Annotated in this window: 14 protein-coding genes; 9 read left to right on the top strand and 5 right to left on the bottom strand. The window is 58.7% G+C overall.

The window, feature by feature from the left end; genetic code table 11:
* Positions 1–83: 83 nt before the first annotated feature.
* The 3 genes from ABFV38_RS20410 to ABFV38_RS20400 all read left to right on the top strand — a co-directional run bounded on the left by ABFV38_RS20410 (position 84) and on the right by ABFV38_RS20400 (position 2,572).
* Positions 84–668: a putative adenosine monophosphate-protein transferase Fic gene (locus ABFV38_RS20410; RefSeq protein WP_048027677.1), complete on the top strand. Its 585-nt coding sequence runs from the start codon at positions 84–86 to the stop codon at positions 666–668.
* 30 nt (positions 669–698) lie between these two features.
* A complete protein-coding gene (gene pabA / locus ABFV38_RS20405; RefSeq protein ID WP_045909324.1) occupies positions 699–1,262 on the top strand; it encodes an aminodeoxychorismate synthase component 2 in 564 nt (187 codons plus the stop codon).
* Between the two features lie 86 nt (positions 1,263–1,348).
* On the top strand, positions 1,349–2,572 hold the full coding sequence (locus ABFV38_RS20400) for an aspartate aminotransferase family protein (protein WP_348957923.1): 1,224 nt from the start codon (positions 1,349–1,351) through the stop codon (positions 2,570–2,572).
* Here the strand turns inward: ABFV38_RS20400 and ABFV38_RS20395 are convergent.
* A complete protein-coding gene (locus tag ABFV38_RS20395; RefSeq protein WP_348959439.1) occupies positions 2,569–4,656 on the bottom strand; it encodes a YccS/YhfK family putative transporter in 2,088 nt (695 codons plus the stop codon). The two genes, ABFV38_RS20400 and ABFV38_RS20395, sit on opposite strands and share 4 nt — an antisense overlap.
* 57 nt (positions 4,657–4,713) lie before the next feature.
* Positions 4,714–5,346 carry a cAMP-activated global transcriptional regulator CRP gene (crp, locus tag ABFV38_RS20390; protein ID WP_000242758.1) on the bottom strand — a complete coding sequence of 211 codons (633 nt, stop codon included), beginning with the start codon at positions 5,344–5,346 and terminating at the stop codon, positions 4,714–4,716.
* A gap of 311 nt (positions 5,347–5,657) precedes the next feature.
* Here crp and ABFV38_RS20385 point away from each other — a divergent pair, with 311 nt between their 5' ends.
* Positions 5,658–6,062 (top strand): OsmC family protein, encoded by a 405-nt coding sequence (locus ABFV38_RS20385; RefSeq protein ID WP_014885509.1) that lies wholly within the window; start codon positions 5,658–5,660, stop codon positions 6,060–6,062.
* A gap of 86 nt (positions 6,063–6,148) precedes the next feature.
* On the opposite strand, the gene ABFV38_RS20380 is transcribed toward ABFV38_RS20385, so the two are convergent.
* From ABFV38_RS20380 to ABFV38_RS20370, 3 genes are read right to left on the bottom strand one after another with little or no spacing between them, the layout of a single operon-like run.
* On the bottom strand, positions 6,149–7,018 hold the full coding sequence (locus ABFV38_RS20380) for a phosphoribulokinase (protein WP_008503017.1): 870 nt from the start codon (positions 7,016–7,018) through the stop codon (positions 6,149–6,151).
* 30 nt (positions 7,019–7,048) lie between these two features.
* Complete coding sequence (locus ABFV38_RS20375) at positions 7,049–7,267, bottom strand: YheU family protein (protein ID WP_008503016.1); 219 nt, start codon at positions 7,265–7,267, stop codon at positions 7,049–7,051.
* On the bottom strand, positions 7,264–8,286 hold the full coding sequence (locus ABFV38_RS20370; protein WP_348957921.1) for a hydrolase: 1,023 nt from the start codon (positions 8,284–8,286) through the stop codon (positions 7,264–7,266). The genes ABFV38_RS20375 and ABFV38_RS20370 overlap by 4 nt, the downstream gene beginning before the upstream one ends.
* A gap of 228 nt (positions 8,287–8,514) precedes the next feature.
* Between ABFV38_RS20370 and mdcA the strand changes: the two genes are divergently transcribed.
* From mdcA to mdcE, 5 genes are read left to right on the top strand one after another with little or no spacing between them, the layout of a single operon-like run.
* Positions 8,515–10,170 (top strand): malonate decarboxylase subunit alpha, encoded by a 1,656-nt coding sequence (gene mdcA, locus ABFV38_RS20365; RefSeq protein WP_348957919.1) that lies wholly within the window; start codon positions 8,515–8,517, stop codon positions 10,168–10,170.
* Positions 10,170–11,027, top strand: coding sequence for a triphosphoribosyl-dephospho-CoA synthase (locus tag ABFV38_RS20360; protein ID WP_348957917.1), 858 nt, complete (start codon positions 10,170–10,172; stop codon positions 11,025–11,027). Before mdcA ends, ABFV38_RS20360 begins: the two co-directional genes overlap by 1 nt.
* Before the next feature lie 9 nt (positions 11,028–11,036).
* A complete protein-coding gene (mdcC, locus tag ABFV38_RS20355; RefSeq protein ID WP_196353018.1) occupies positions 11,037–11,336 on the top strand; it encodes a malonate decarboxylase acyl carrier protein in 300 nt (99 codons plus the stop codon).
* A complete protein-coding gene (locus ABFV38_RS20350; RefSeq protein WP_021242213.1) occupies positions 11,329–12,162 on the top strand; it encodes a biotin-independent malonate decarboxylase subunit beta in 834 nt (277 codons plus the stop codon). Before mdcC ends, ABFV38_RS20350 begins: the two co-directional genes overlap by 8 nt.
* Positions 12,162–12,962: a biotin-independent malonate decarboxylase subunit gamma gene (gene mdcE, locus ABFV38_RS20345; protein ID WP_348959438.1), complete on the top strand. Its 801-nt coding sequence runs from the start codon at positions 12,162–12,164 to the stop codon at positions 12,960–12,962. Before ABFV38_RS20350 ends, mdcE begins: the two co-directional genes overlap by 1 nt.
* Positions 12,963–13,047: the final 85 nt, after the last annotated feature.

The raw sequence follows: 13,047 nt of genomic DNA, 5'->3' as shown, positions 1-13,047 counted from the left end.
TGCCCGCGTGATGTCGCCCTCCCTGCGAAAGCGCGTTTTGCTGCTTATACTTGTGGCAAACGGACTATTCAGGGAGGCGTTAAGTGAAAAAACTCACCGACAAGCAAAAATCCCGTCTCTGGGAGCAGCAGCGTAGCGTCAACTTTCAGGCCAGTTGTCTCCTTGAGAAAGGTAATGGTCCATCGGAGCCCGACATTGAGACCCTGGAGCTTGGGCCTTCCGCGCCCGGGTTACCCCATCTGTGCCTTATTCACCGCCATCTCTACCGCAGAGAGATGAAGCGGGCAGGGGAGTTCCGTACCGACGATATTTTCAAGGGGGATATTCCCTTCTGCCATTTCGAATACATCGAGAAGATGGGGAATGAACTGATGGCGGCGCTGGAAAGCGAAAAGTATCTTGTGGGCCTTGAGAAAGCGGCGTTTGTTGACCGGGTTAGCCACTATTACTGCGAAATCAACATGCTGCACCCGTTTATGCGCGGCAATGGCATTGCCCAACGGGTGTTCTTCGAGCAGCTGGCGCTTCACGCGGGTTACGCGCTGGACTGGCGCGATATCGATCCTGAGCAGTGGGTGACCGCTAACCGCAGCGGCGCAACGGGGGATTTGACCGCGCTAAACGCTATCTTTGCCAAAGTAGTGAGCGAAGCGCGGGAATCTGAGTAGAATAGGGCGGCATTTTTTTCGGGAGCCGCCATGATTCTGCTGATTGATAACTACGATTCCTTCACCTGGAACCTTTACCAGTATTTTTGCGAACTGGGTGCAGAGGTGGTTGTTCGTCGCAACGACGAGATCGAGCTCGCCGATATCGAGACGCTGGCTCCGCAGAAAATCGTGATTTCACCCGGCCCCTGCACGCCGTCGGAATCGGGTATTTCGCTGGAGGTTATCCAGCACTATGCCGGCAGGCTGCCGATCCTGGGCGTCTGCCTGGGTCATCAGGCGATTGCCCAGGCGTTTGGCGCCACCATCGTGCGGGCCGCCAAAGTGATGCACGGAAAAACCTCGCCGGTCACGCACGCGGGCACCGGGGTGTTTACGGGGCTCAATAATCCGTTAACCGTGACGCGCTACCACTCGCTGGTGATTGACCCGCCGACGCTGCCTGACGGCTTTGAGGTGACCGCATGGAGCGATACGCAGGAGATCATGGGGATTCGCCACCGCGAATGGGATCTCGAAGGCGTGCAGTTCCATCCGGAAAGTATCCTCAGCGAGCAGGGGCACGCGCTGCTGGCAAATTTCCTCCATCGCTGAATATCTGTTGCCTTGCTATGATTTTTTATGCATATTTTGTGATTATATTTTCACAATCAATGTGACATAAAATGGATGGGCATGACATGGCAACTGAACAACCAGCAATTACCCGCGCAACATTTGATGAAGTGATCCTGCCGATTTATGCACCGGCTGAGTTTATCCCGGTGAAGGGGAAAGGCAGCCGCGTCTGGGATCAGCAGGGTAAAGAGTATGTGGATTTCGCGGGCGGAATTGCGGTCACGGCGCTGGGTCATTGCCATCCCGCGCTGGTGGAGGCGCTGAAAACCCAGGGCGAAACCCTGTGGCACACCAGCAACGTCTTCACCAACGAACCGGCGCTGCGCCTGGGCCGCAAGATCATTGATGCCACGTTTGCCGAGCGCGTGCTGTTTATGAACTCCGGCACCGAAGCCAACGAAACCGCCTTTAAGCTGGCGCGCTACTACGCGACTACGCGCCATAGCCCGTATAAAACCAAAATCATCGCCTTCCATAACGCTTTCCACGGGCGCTCCTTCTTTACCGTCTCCGTTGGCGGCCAGCCGAAGTATTCCGACGGGTTTGGCCCGAAACCGGCCGACATCGTCCACGTGCCGTTTAACGATCTGCACGCGGTAAAAGCGGTGATGGACGACCACACCTGCGCGGTGGTGGTGGAACCTATTCAGGGGGAAGGTGGCGTGACCGCGGCAACCCCGGAATTCCTGAAAGGGTTGCGCGCGCTGTGCGACGAACATCAGGCGCTGCTGGTGTTTGATGAAGTGCAGTGCGGGATGGGACGTACCGGGGACCTGTTTGCCTATATGCACTACGGCGTGACGCCGGATATTCTGACCAGCGCGAAAGCGCTCGGCGGTGGATTCCCGGTAAGTGCGGTCCTGACGACGCAGGAGATCGCCTCCGCGTTCCACGTCGGTTCTCACGGCTCAACCTACGGCGGTAACCCGCTGGCGAGCGCCGTGGCGGGTGCCGCGTTCGACATAATCAACACGCCAGAGGTGTTGAACGGCGTTAGCGCGAAGCGCGAGCTGTTTGTGAAACACCTGAAAAAGATTGATGAGCAGTTCGACGTGTTCAGCGAGATCCGTGGGATGGGGCTGCTGATTGGCGCTGAGCTGAAGCCACAGTACAAGGGCCGCGCGCGTGATTTCCTGCACGCCGCCGCTTGCGAAGGGGTGATGGTGCTCAACGCCGGGCCGGACGTGATGCGCTTTGCGCCGTCGCTGGTGGTGGAAGATAAGGATATTGAAGACGGATTAACCCGCTTTGGCGCGGCGGTTGCGAAGATCGTCCAGCAGAATTAGTACGGCGTTCGTTTCAGTACGCGCGTTAACCAAACCCCATGATGCGGACGCTGACGCCATGCCACCGACGAAATGGTGTGCATGGTGTTCAGATGCCCCAGCACGCGCTGTAAATGCTGTTCCAGGGTGCTCATTGGGCCGTGGGTCAGCGTTTCCGGCGCTTCCAGAATATTTGAATCCCCCGACTCACCCGGCGAGTCATACTCCAGACGCTGCTGACACCGCTGCAACGCAATTTCACACGACTGCAAATAGCGCTGCGCCAGATCCGGCGTGAGCATCGTGTGCTCGCGCGCCAGCGTGGTCATGGCGTTAATGTGCTCGACGATAAACTGGCTGTGCGTCACCCAGAGCTTCATATCGGCCAGATAGTGCGAGTTAAAGCCCGGCTCCTGCATCGCCTGATTAAGCGAGTTAAACAGGGCGTTGTGCGCCTGGTTGACCTTCATGCGCTGATACGCCAGCGGGGAGGGCTGCGGGTCGTCGCTCAGGATCAGGCGAATGGCCTGCTGGTCGGCTTCCAGCGCGTCGTGGGCGTTCTGCCTGAGCAGTCCGCTTTGCCACTGCGGCCACAGCCAGACCATACCGCCGAAGGCAATCAGGCAGCCGATCAGGGTATCGATCAGCCTGGCGACAATAAACTGTTCGCCATTGAGCGTGAGTAGCTGCAGGGTGTATACCGCCGTCACCGTGAAGCCCACCATCGCCCAGCCGTAGTTTTTGCGGATAATCAGGTAACTCACCAGCGTGATCGCCAGCATCCCTGCCAGGGTGTAGCCTTCCGGCACGTGGAAGTGCAGCGTCACGCCCGCAATGATCAGCCCGGCCATGGTGCCACCCGCGCGATGCAGAATACGCACCCGCGTGGCGCCGTAGCCGTTCTGGGTGACAAACAGCACGGTCATTAAGATCCAGTAGGGTTTCGGCAGATGCAGCGCCATGCCCATCAGGCTGGCGGTACTGAGCATCACGCTAATTCGTGCGGCGTTGCGCAGGGCGGACGATTTAAGCGACAGATAGCTCCTGAGCGCGGGCAATAACGGCAGCCGTTTTTGCTTATCCGCCATCAGGTCGCGCGGATAGAGCGGGCGCTGGGTGCGCAGCACGCGGGCGATGCGGCTGAAGTGCCAGGCGGCAAACTGGCCGACCGGGTTATCCGGATGCTGACGGGCGATTTTCTCCAGCGCGCCGAGCTGTTTTTCCATGTTAAAGCGCGTGGGGTAGCGGTGGTAAAGAATATCGTCTGCCAGCACCCGCAGTCGTGCCGAGACGGTCTGCGCGTTCCAGCGGATCACCGCTTCGGCGTGACTGCGCTCGACCAGCTTTTGCACCTCCTGCGGATGGTGCAGGCTCACGGAGATATGCTCCTGCAGATCCAGCCCGACCTGGAAGGTGCGCAGCAGCCGTTTGTACTCGTGGTTCTTGTTGGCGGCGAGCATATGCAGCTGCTGATAGCACTGGCTTATCAGATCCACCACCTTCTGCTGGCGCGTCAGCAGTGGCGGTAAGGCTTTTTCCGGATCGGTATGCTGGGTCAGCAGGGTGTATTTGGCTTCGCAGTACTCTGCTAGCTGCACATAGAGCAGGCTCAGGGATTCGCGCAGCGGCTGTTCCCGCCACAGCCAGAACCAGAACCAGTTGAACAGCCCGTACCACAGTGTCCCCAGGGCGTAGATCAGCAGCGGCTCCCACACCGGCATATTCCCGGCGAGGCTCAGCGTGAAAATGGCCGCAATCAGCGAAGCGGGAAGCAGGCGGGCGTGCAGCGAACTGATTTCCGCCGTGACGCCGAGCGTCATCGCCAGCACGGTCAGGATCAGCGGCAGCGGGATATCACGAGCCAGTAACAGCTGTACGGCGAGGCTACAGCCGGCAAACAGGCAGCCACCAATAATCAAGCGTTTTACAAAGCGCTTATGCGGCGTGTCCAGACCGGCGATGTTGCAGCAGGCGGGCACGAGGGAAAACAGCAGGCCTTGCTGAAGATGTCCGAGGATCAGGCCTATGGCCACGGGTAGACACAACACCAGCGTTTGTCGCAGTGCGTAGTTAACTTCCGGGTGATAGATCAGCCTGCGCCACATGGGGAGTAGAGACAAAAACGGCGTGACATCTTGCGATGGCACGCCGTTTAAGCGGAATTAACGCGTTCCGTAGACCACGATGGTTTTACCGTGGGCAGAGATCAGGTTTTGATCTTCCAGCATTTTCAGGATACGGCCCACCGTTTCACGGGAGCAACCGACGATCTGACCAATTTCCTGACGGGTAATTTTAATTTGCATGCCGTCCGGGTGGGTCATGGCGTCCGGCTGTTTCGCCAGGTTCAGCAGAGTTTGTGCGATGCGGCCCGTCACGTCCAGGAAGGCGAGGTTGCCCACTTTCTCTGAGGTGACCTGCAGACGGCGCGCCATCTGGGAAGAAAGACGCATCAGGATGTCAGGGTTAACCTGAATCAACTGACGGAACTTCTTGTAAGAAATTTCAGCCACTTCACATGCTGTCTTTGCACGAACCCAGGCGCTACGTTCCTGGCCCTCTTCAAACAGGCCCAGTTCACCGATGAAATCGCCCTGGTTCAGATAAGAAAGGATCATCTCTTTCCCTTCTTCATCTTTGATCAGCACTGCCACCGAGCCTTTAACGATGTAATACAACGTTTCCGCTTTTTCACCCTGGTGAATCAGCGTGCTCTTCGATGGGTACTTATGAATGTGGCAATGAGACAAGAACCATTCGAGAGTCGGGTCTGTTTGCGGTTTGCCAAGCACCATGCGCTGTTATCCTCTGTTATAAGCTGTCACCAGAGTCATCAGATGCATCCGGACTCTGGGGTTGCAATCGAATTCTTACCCATACCCTGGGAAGTCGGCTACCGTAACGTTTCGCAGCCAGTAAAGTTTGATGTCCTCTGCATACATGTGTAACGTCAATGTATTACTGTAGCATCCTGAGTGTTTTAGCATAGCTTTCGCCGCGTGTCTCCTGGTGTCTCGCTTCAGCATGATGCAGGTCGCCTTCCATTGCGAGAAATGTAACGCACGCGTAATCTGTCACCAAAAATGCAACGTTGGAGTTTAAGAATATGCAAGCGCGCGTGAAGTGGGTTGAAGGTTTAACGTTCCTGGGCGAATCCGCGTCAGGGCACCAGATTTTAATGGACGGTAACTCCGGCGATAAAGCGCCCAGCCCAATGGAAATGGTGCTGATGGCAGCAGGGGGATGCAGCGCCATTGACGTGGTGTCGATTCTGCAAAAAGGCCGTCATGACGTGACGGATTGTGAGGTGAAACTGACGTCAGAACGTCGCGAAGAGGCGCCACGCCTGTTCACCCACATTAATCTGCACTTTGTGGTCACCGGTAAAGCGCTGAAAGACGCGGCGGTGTCACGTGCGGTGGACCTGTCTGCCGAGAAGTACTGCTCTGTGGCGTTAATGCTGGAGAAAGCGGTAAAAATCACCCATTCGTATGAAGTGATCGAGGCTTAATCTTTTGGCGGGTGGCGCTTCGCTAACCCGCCCTACAACTGCACGAACGTAGGCCGGATAAGCGAAGCGCCATCCGGCAACAGACGTCACGCAATCTGCTTTCCCTCCATCAACCGCTCCACCAGCGGCGTCATGATGAGCTCCATCGCCAGCCCCATTTTTCCGCCCGGTACGACCAATGTATTCATGTGAGAAATAAATGAGCCCTGCAGCATCGCCAGCAGCCAGGGGTAATCAATGCCTTCGAGATTGCGGAAATGGATCACCACAAAGCTCTCATCCAGGGATGGGATACTTTTGGCCGCGAACGGGTTGGAGGTATCCACCGTCGGCACGCGCTGGAAGTTGATATGGGTGCGGGAGAACTGCGGCGTCAGGAAGTTGATGTAATCTTCCATGGAGCGCACCACCGAGTCCATCACCGCCTCTCGCGAATGGCCGCGCTCGCTCATGTCACGCGTCAGCTTCTGGATCCACTCCAGGTTAACGATAGGCACCACGCCAACCAGCAGGTCCACGTGGCGCGCCACGTCGTGTTGCGGCGTGACCACGCCGCCGTGTAATCCTTCGTAAAACAGCACGTCGGTGGGTTCCGGCAGGGGCTGCCAGGGGGTAAAGGTACCCGGCACCTGATTCCAGGGAACGGCTTCATCATAGGTATGCAGATACTTGCGGGACTGCCCTTTGCCGCTCTGACCGTACTCAATAAAGGTTTGTTCCAGCAGGCCGAAGTCATTGGCTTCCGGACCGAAGTAGCTGATGTGTTTTCCCAGATCGCGCGCCTTACGGATGGCCATGTCCATCTCCGGACGCGTGTAGCGGTGAAAGCTGTCGCCTTCGACCTCCGCCGCACGGAGATTCAGCTGAGCGAAAATCTTGCGAAATGCGAGGCTGGTGGTGGTGGTTCCGGCACCACTCGACCCCGTAACGGCAATAACCGGATGTCTGGCAGACATAGCAACTCCCTGACTGAAAAGGGTGGAAGATCAGCCGTGAAACGCGTTGCGGGGCATGATATTGACCGTCTCATGCAGTTCTGACCACACCAGCACCACGTCGCCGCTTTTCAGCTGGCGCTTTACATCGTTGACCTTTTGCTCAAGCGAGCGTTCCTGTTCACCATAATCGGTGCCTTCGCGTAATACAAAGCTTTCAATCAGATTATCGAGCGTTTCGGGAGCCAGATCCTGCCAGGGAATAATCATGTTGCACCGTCCAGATAAGGGGTTAGCCAGTCAGGAATACGCGTCTCAAGCCACATTTTCGGGCGGCGCAGCGTGCCGCCGATAAACCCGACGTGGCCGCCGTGCTCGGTCAACTGATAGTGAACGTTGTCGGGCAGGAATTCCTGAGCGGGAATCGAGTGATGATCCATAAATGGGTCATCTTTGGCATGAATGATCAGCGTCGGCTGCGTGATCTTGCTGAGCAGCGGCATGGCGCTGCACTGACGATAATAGTCAATCGCATCGGCGAAGCCGTGAATTTTCGCGGTGATCAGATCGTCGAATTCGCGAATGCGGCGCACTTTTTTCAGCTGGCGCAGGCTGACCGGGAGGGTGTCCGGGTAGGCCTTCAGCTTACGCGCCGCGTTGGCCTTCAGCAGGTTGAGCAGGTAGCGCTGATAGACGCGGGAAAAGCCTTTATCCATGTGGTAGCTGCACTGTTCCAGCATAAACGGCGCGGAGACAATGACGGCGGCATCCAGCGGGACGCTTTCACCCTCTTTGGCCAGCAGGCAGGCCAGCATATTGCCGCCCAGCGAGTAGCCTACGGCCGCGGTGGGCATGGTACCGAAGTTGTCCCGCAGCCAGTGTAAAAACCACGTGCCGTCTTCGGTTTCACCCGAGTGATAGATGCGTTTCTGACGATTCGGTTCGCCGCTGCAGCCGCGAAAATGCATCACCACGCCGAGCCAGCCGCGCGCTTTGGCCGCCTCAATTAACCCGTGCGCATACGGGCTGTGCAGGCTGCCTTCCAGACCGTGAAAAACCACCAGCCGCGGCTTATGGCGAGCCTGTTCCGGCGCTTCGCTCCAGGCGAGATCCAGAAAGTCACCGTCTGGCAGGTCTAGCCGCTGCCAGTGTGGGGTGAATTGCACCTTGCGGCGGATCAGCCGCGGCAGCATGGTCTGCAAATGGCGATTGGCGACGCCGCGCATAGGCACGAACTCAGTGCTGTCTTCGGCTGCAATCTCGAAGCCTGATGGAATGATTTGGGTCATAAGCGCGATGCTGATTCTTGTCGGAAATTAACGATACTTTCCGAATTGTACCCCGTTTAGCCTGGTTTTCCGAAACATGAACTGATCCCGATCACAAATATTTACCTTGATTATTACTCTCAGGCTAATGATTCAGCTCTACGCTTAATTGATGCCTTTCTCACCAGAGCGCACACTTTACTCAACGTTAAGCAAATCAAAATGATTAGCTGAATCAGGAGGTTAATAATGTTATCTGGGCAAACACCCACCCGGCAATGGAACACGCGACGCAGCGAAAAAGCGCGTCGTCTGGCCTCCGTACCGGTGCAGGGCAAGGTACTGCCAACCGGCGATCTCATCGCCATGCTGGAAAAACTGATCGCGCCAGGCGACAAGGTCGTGCTGGAAGGTAACAACCAGAAGCAGGCCGATTTCCTTTCCCGCTCGCTGGCCGAAGTGAACCCGCAGATCGTCCACGACCTGCATATGATCATGCCGAGCGTTGGCCGTAGCGAACATCTGGATATCTTTGAGAAAGGCATCGCCCGCAAGCTGGATTTCTCCTTCTCCGGGACGCAGAGCCTGCGCATCTCCCAGTTGCTGGAGGATGGTCAGCTCGAAATCGGCGCGATTCACACCTATATCGAACTCTACTCCCGTCTCTACGTCGACCTGTCGCCCAACGTGGCGCTGATTGCCGGCTTTAAAGCCGACCGCAAAGGCAACCTCTATACCGGGGCGAGCACCGAAGATACCCCGGCGCTGGTGGAAGCCGCCGCGTTCCACGACGGCATCGTCATCGCGCAGGTGAACGAGCTGGTGGATGACGAGTGTGACCTGCCGCGCGTGGACATTCCGGGCTCGTGGATTGACTTCGTGGTGGTGGCCGATAAGCCGTTCTTTATCGAACCGCTGTTTACTCGCGACCCGCGTCTGATTAAACAGGAACACATCCTGATGGCGATGATGGCCATCAAGGGTATTTATGCGGAACACCAGGTGCAGTCCCTGAACCACGGGATCGGCTTTAACACCGCGGCGATCGAGCTGCTGCTGCCTACCTACGGTGAACAGCTCGGGCTCAAAGGCAAAATCTGTAAACACTGGACGCTGAACCCGCATCCGACGCTGATCCCGGCTATTGAAAGCGGCTGGGTCGAGAGCGTGCACTGCTTCGGCGGCGAGCTGGGGATGGAAGAGTACATCCGCGCGCGTCCGGACGTCTTCTTTACCGGTGCCGACGGCTCCATGCGCTCCAACCGCGCGTTCTGCCAGCTGGCAGGTCAGTACGCGGTGGATATGTTCATCGGCTCTACGCTGCAGGTGGACGGCTACGCCAACTCCTCAACCGTGACCCGTGGTCGTCTGTCCGGCTTCGGCGGTGCGCCAAACATGGGTCACGACCCGCACGGTCGTCGCCACGCCACGCCAGCCTGGCTGAACATGATCACCGAACCTGACCCAATGCAGCGCGGTAAAAAACTGGTCGTGCAGATGGTGGAAACCTTCCAGGCGGGCGTGAAGCCGACCTTCGTGGAAAAACTCGATGCCGTTGACGTGGCGAAAGCCTCCGGTATGCCGCTGGCGCCGGTGATGATCTACGGCGATGACGTCACCCACGTGCTGACGGAAGAGGGAATTGCCTACCTCTATCGGGCGAAAGATCTGGAAGAGCGTCGTGCCATGGTCGCCGCCGTCGCGGGGATCACCGACATCGGTCTGGGCGTGGATGCCAAACGCGTGGCGGAACTGCGTCAGAGCGGCAAGGTGCTCTATCCGGAAGATATGGGGATTCGCCGCACTGATGCCACCCGCTCTCTGCTGGCGGCAGGCAGCGTGTCTGATCTCGTGGAATGGTCCGGCGGTCTCTATAACCCACCTGCGAAATTCCGGAGCTGGTAATGAAACTTCTCCCCCAGATTCAGGTTGAAGGCGGTGCCGAATGGCTGGCGCGAACCGCCACGCAGTGTCTGATTGACGAAGCACGTTTAAGCCCGAAACCCGGTCTGGTGGACAGTCGGGGGAACGGCGCGCACCACGATTTATCCCTTGCGCTGATGGAGCGCTCGGCGCACAGCCTGACCTCCACGTTTCAGGCGCTGGCGCTGCAAAGCTGGCAGCGCCCAGCAGATATCGCACTTCGGCAAACCGTCGGGCGACTCGGTCGCGAAGGCGAGCAGCAGATGATGTCCGCAACCGGTGGCGTAAACACCCATCGCGGCGCGATTTGGGCGCTGGGGCTGTTGGTCAGCGCGGTGGCGATGCTGGGCGGTGATGCCAGGGCGCAAGACGTCGCCCGCACCGCCGCACAGCTGGCGAGACTGCCGGACGACGCGGCACCGAAGGTGTTCAGTAAAGGCCTGCGCGCCACGCACCGTTACCGCGTGCCGGGCGCGCGTGAAGAGGCGCAGCAGGCGTTCCCGCACGTTATGCAGCGCGCGCTGCCGCAGCTTCGCCTGAGCCGCCTCAACGGTAGCAGTGAAACGCACGCCAGGCTCGACGCGCTGATGGCCATCATGACCTCACTCACCGACACCTGCGTGCTGTCACGTGCCGGAATGGAAGGGCTTGATGCCATGCAAGACGGCGCCCGTGCGGTGCTGAATGCCGGCGGCAGCGCAACGCCTGCGGGCCAGCAGGCGCTGGCGAGGTTAGACCGTCAGATGCTGGCGCTCAACGCCTCACCGGGCGGCGCTGCCGACCTGCTTGCCGCCACGCTGTTTCTCGACCGCGTCGAAACGCCAAATTCAAAGCATTAAGAGGATGTTATGGAAAAAATCACATTGACCGTGCCAGCCAGCCGCACGTTAAGCGGCAGGGCGCTGGCAGGGGTAGTCGGTTCCGGGGATATGGAGGTGCTCTTCACCGCCGAACCGGGTCAGACGTTAACCATTGATATCACCACCTCCGTGGACAACAGCCGGGGGCGCTGGGAGGCGCTGTTCAACCGTCTGCAAACCGTCAGCAGCCTGCCGGCAGGCAAACTGACCATCCACGACTTCGGCGCGACGCCGGGCGTGGCGCGCATTCGTATCGAACAGGTTTTTGAGGGGGCGAGCCATGCGTGATGACAGCAGCTTTATCGAACTGAAAGCGCGCCAGCGCGCGCAGGCCCTGCTCGACGAGGGCAGCTACCGCGAACTGCTGGATCCGTTTGAAGGCATTATCTCTCCGTGGCTTGGGCCACAGGGCATTGTGCCGCAGGCGGACGACGGCATGGTGGTGGCGAAAGGCACCATCAACGGCAAGCCTGCCGTCGTCGTGGCGATTGAAGGCGCGTTCCAGGGCGGCAGCATGGGCGAAGTGTCCGGCGCCAAAATGGCGGCGGCGCTGGAGCTGGCGGCGGAAGATAACCGCAACGGCATTCCGACTCAGGCGGTGCTGTGTCTCGAAACCGGCGGCGTGCGTCTGCAGGAGGCGAACCTCGGCCTGGCGGCGATTGCCGATATCCACGCGGCAATTGTGGACCTGCGTCGCTACACGCCGGTTATTGGCATTGTGGCCGGAACCGTGGGCTGCTTCGGCGGGATGTCCATCGCGGCGGCGCTGTGCAGCTACCTGATCGTGACCCGCGAAGCGCGTCTTGGCCTCAACGGCCCGCAGGTTATCGAGCAGGAGGCGGGCATTGAGGAGTACGACTCCCGCGATCGTCCGTTTATCTGGAGCATGACCGGCGGTGAAGTGCGCTATCAAAGCGGGCTGGTGGATGCGCTCGTCGGCGACGGTATCAACGCGGTGAAACAGGCGATGAACGACGCGATTGCTAAAGGCGTTCCCGCGAAACATCGCACCGATAACTACGACGATTACCTGAACCGTCTGACGAATTTCGACACCCGCAAACAGGCTGATGCCGAACAGATTAACGCGCTTTTTGCCCGGGAGGTGAAATGATGAGTAACGCAATAAGCCGTGGCGAACGCTGGCTGGACATCCTCGCCCCGAACGCCAAACGTATCGAGGGGCTATGCCCGTCCGTCCAGGCGGCAGACGGTGAGTTAAACGGCGAGGCGGTACGTTTTGTTGCCGTGGTGCCGGATGCCAACAACCACTTCCCGCGAGCGGCGAAAGGGGAAGTGGGGCTGCTGGAAGGCTGGACCCTGGCGAAAGTGGTCAGCGAAACCGTCGCGGCGGATGCCGATAAAGCCGTGAAGCGCCCGATTGTGGCGGTGATCGACGTCCCAAGCCAGGCCTATGGCCGACGCGAAGAGGCGTTTGGTATTCATCAGGCGCTGGCGGGAGCCGCTGCCGCGTATGCTAACGCGCGTCTGGCCGGTCACCCGGTGATTGGGCTTATCGTCGGCAAGGCGATGTCCGGCGCGTTCCTGGCGCACGGCTACCAGGCCAACCGTCTGATCGCCTTTAACGACAAAGGCGTGCTGATCCACGCGATGGGCAAAGAGTCTGCGGCGCGCATCACGCTGCGTACCGTCGAGGCGCTGGAAAAACTGGCGGCGACCATTCCGCCCATGGCGTACGACATCAGCAACTACGCCACGCTGGGGCTGCTCTCTAACCTGCTGGATATCAGCAACCCGGATGCCCCCTCCGTTAACGATCTGACGCTGGTGAAATCCACCCTGCAACAGGCCATCAGTGACGCTCGTCAGGACACCACGTTGAAAAACCGTCTGGGTGCTGACAATCGCCGCAGCTCGGCGCTCGTACGCGAACGTATGCGAGCCAGCTGGTAAGTAAAAAGAGACCTGCCAGATGCATCAACCCGTGGGCGCGTGACAGCGCCCACGCGGGAACCTGCATCCTGAAAATAATAATCAT

This window comes from Enterobacter cloacae complex sp. Mu1197 (assembly GCF_040059225.1).
GTDB classification, from domain to species: domain Bacteria; phylum Pseudomonadota; class Gammaproteobacteria; order Enterobacterales; family Enterobacteriaceae; genus Enterobacter; species Enterobacter quasiroggenkampii.
The sequence above is the reverse complement of the archived record's forward strand: the minus strand, read 5'-3'. Positions and strand labels throughout refer to the sequence as shown.

Coding starts and splice junctions, on each gene's coding strand:
- crp (WP_000242758.1), bottom strand. CDS start 5,346: ATGGTGCTTGGCAAACCGCAAACAGACCCGACTCTCGAATGGTTCTTG.
- mdcC (WP_196353018.1), top strand. CDS start 11,037: ATGGAAAAAATCACATTGACCGTGCCAGCCAGCCGCACGTTAAGCGGC.
- pabA (WP_045909324.1), top strand. CDS start 699: ATGATTCTGCTGATTGATAACTACGATTCCTTCACCTGGAACCTTTAC.
- ABFV38_RS20360 (WP_348957917.1), top strand. CDS start 10,170: ATGAAACTTCTCCCCCAGATTCAGGTTGAAGGCGGTGCCGAATGGCTG.
- ABFV38_RS20370 (WP_348957921.1), bottom strand. CDS start 8,286: ATGACCCAAATCATTCCATCAGGCTTCGAGATTGCAGCCGAAGACAGC.
- mdcE (WP_348959438.1), top strand. CDS start 12,162: ATGAGTAACGCAATAAGCCGTGGCGAACGCTGGCTGGACATCCTCGCC.
- ABFV38_RS20380 (WP_008503017.1), bottom strand. CDS start 7,018: ATGTCTGCCAGACATCCGGTTATTGCCGTTACGGGGTCGAGTGGTGCC.
- ABFV38_RS20375 (WP_008503016.1), bottom strand. CDS start 7,267: ATGATTATTCCCTGGCAGGATCTGGCTCCCGAAACGCTCGATAATCTG.
- ABFV38_RS20350 (WP_021242213.1), top strand. CDS start 11,329: ATGCGTGATGACAGCAGCTTTATCGAACTGAAAGCGCGCCAGCGCGCG.
- ABFV38_RS20400 (WP_348957923.1), top strand. CDS start 1,349: ATGGCAACTGAACAACCAGCAATTACCCGCGCAACATTTGATGAAGTG.
- mdcA (WP_348957919.1), top strand. CDS start 8,515: ATGTTATCTGGGCAAACACCCACCCGGCAATGGAACACGCGACGCAGC.
- ABFV38_RS20395 (WP_348959439.1), bottom strand. CDS start 4,656: ATGTGGCGCAGGCTGATCTATCACCCGGAAGTTAACTACGCACTGCGA.
- ABFV38_RS20385 (WP_014885509.1), top strand. CDS start 5,658: ATGCAAGCGCGCGTGAAGTGGGTTGAAGGTTTAACGTTCCTGGGCGAA.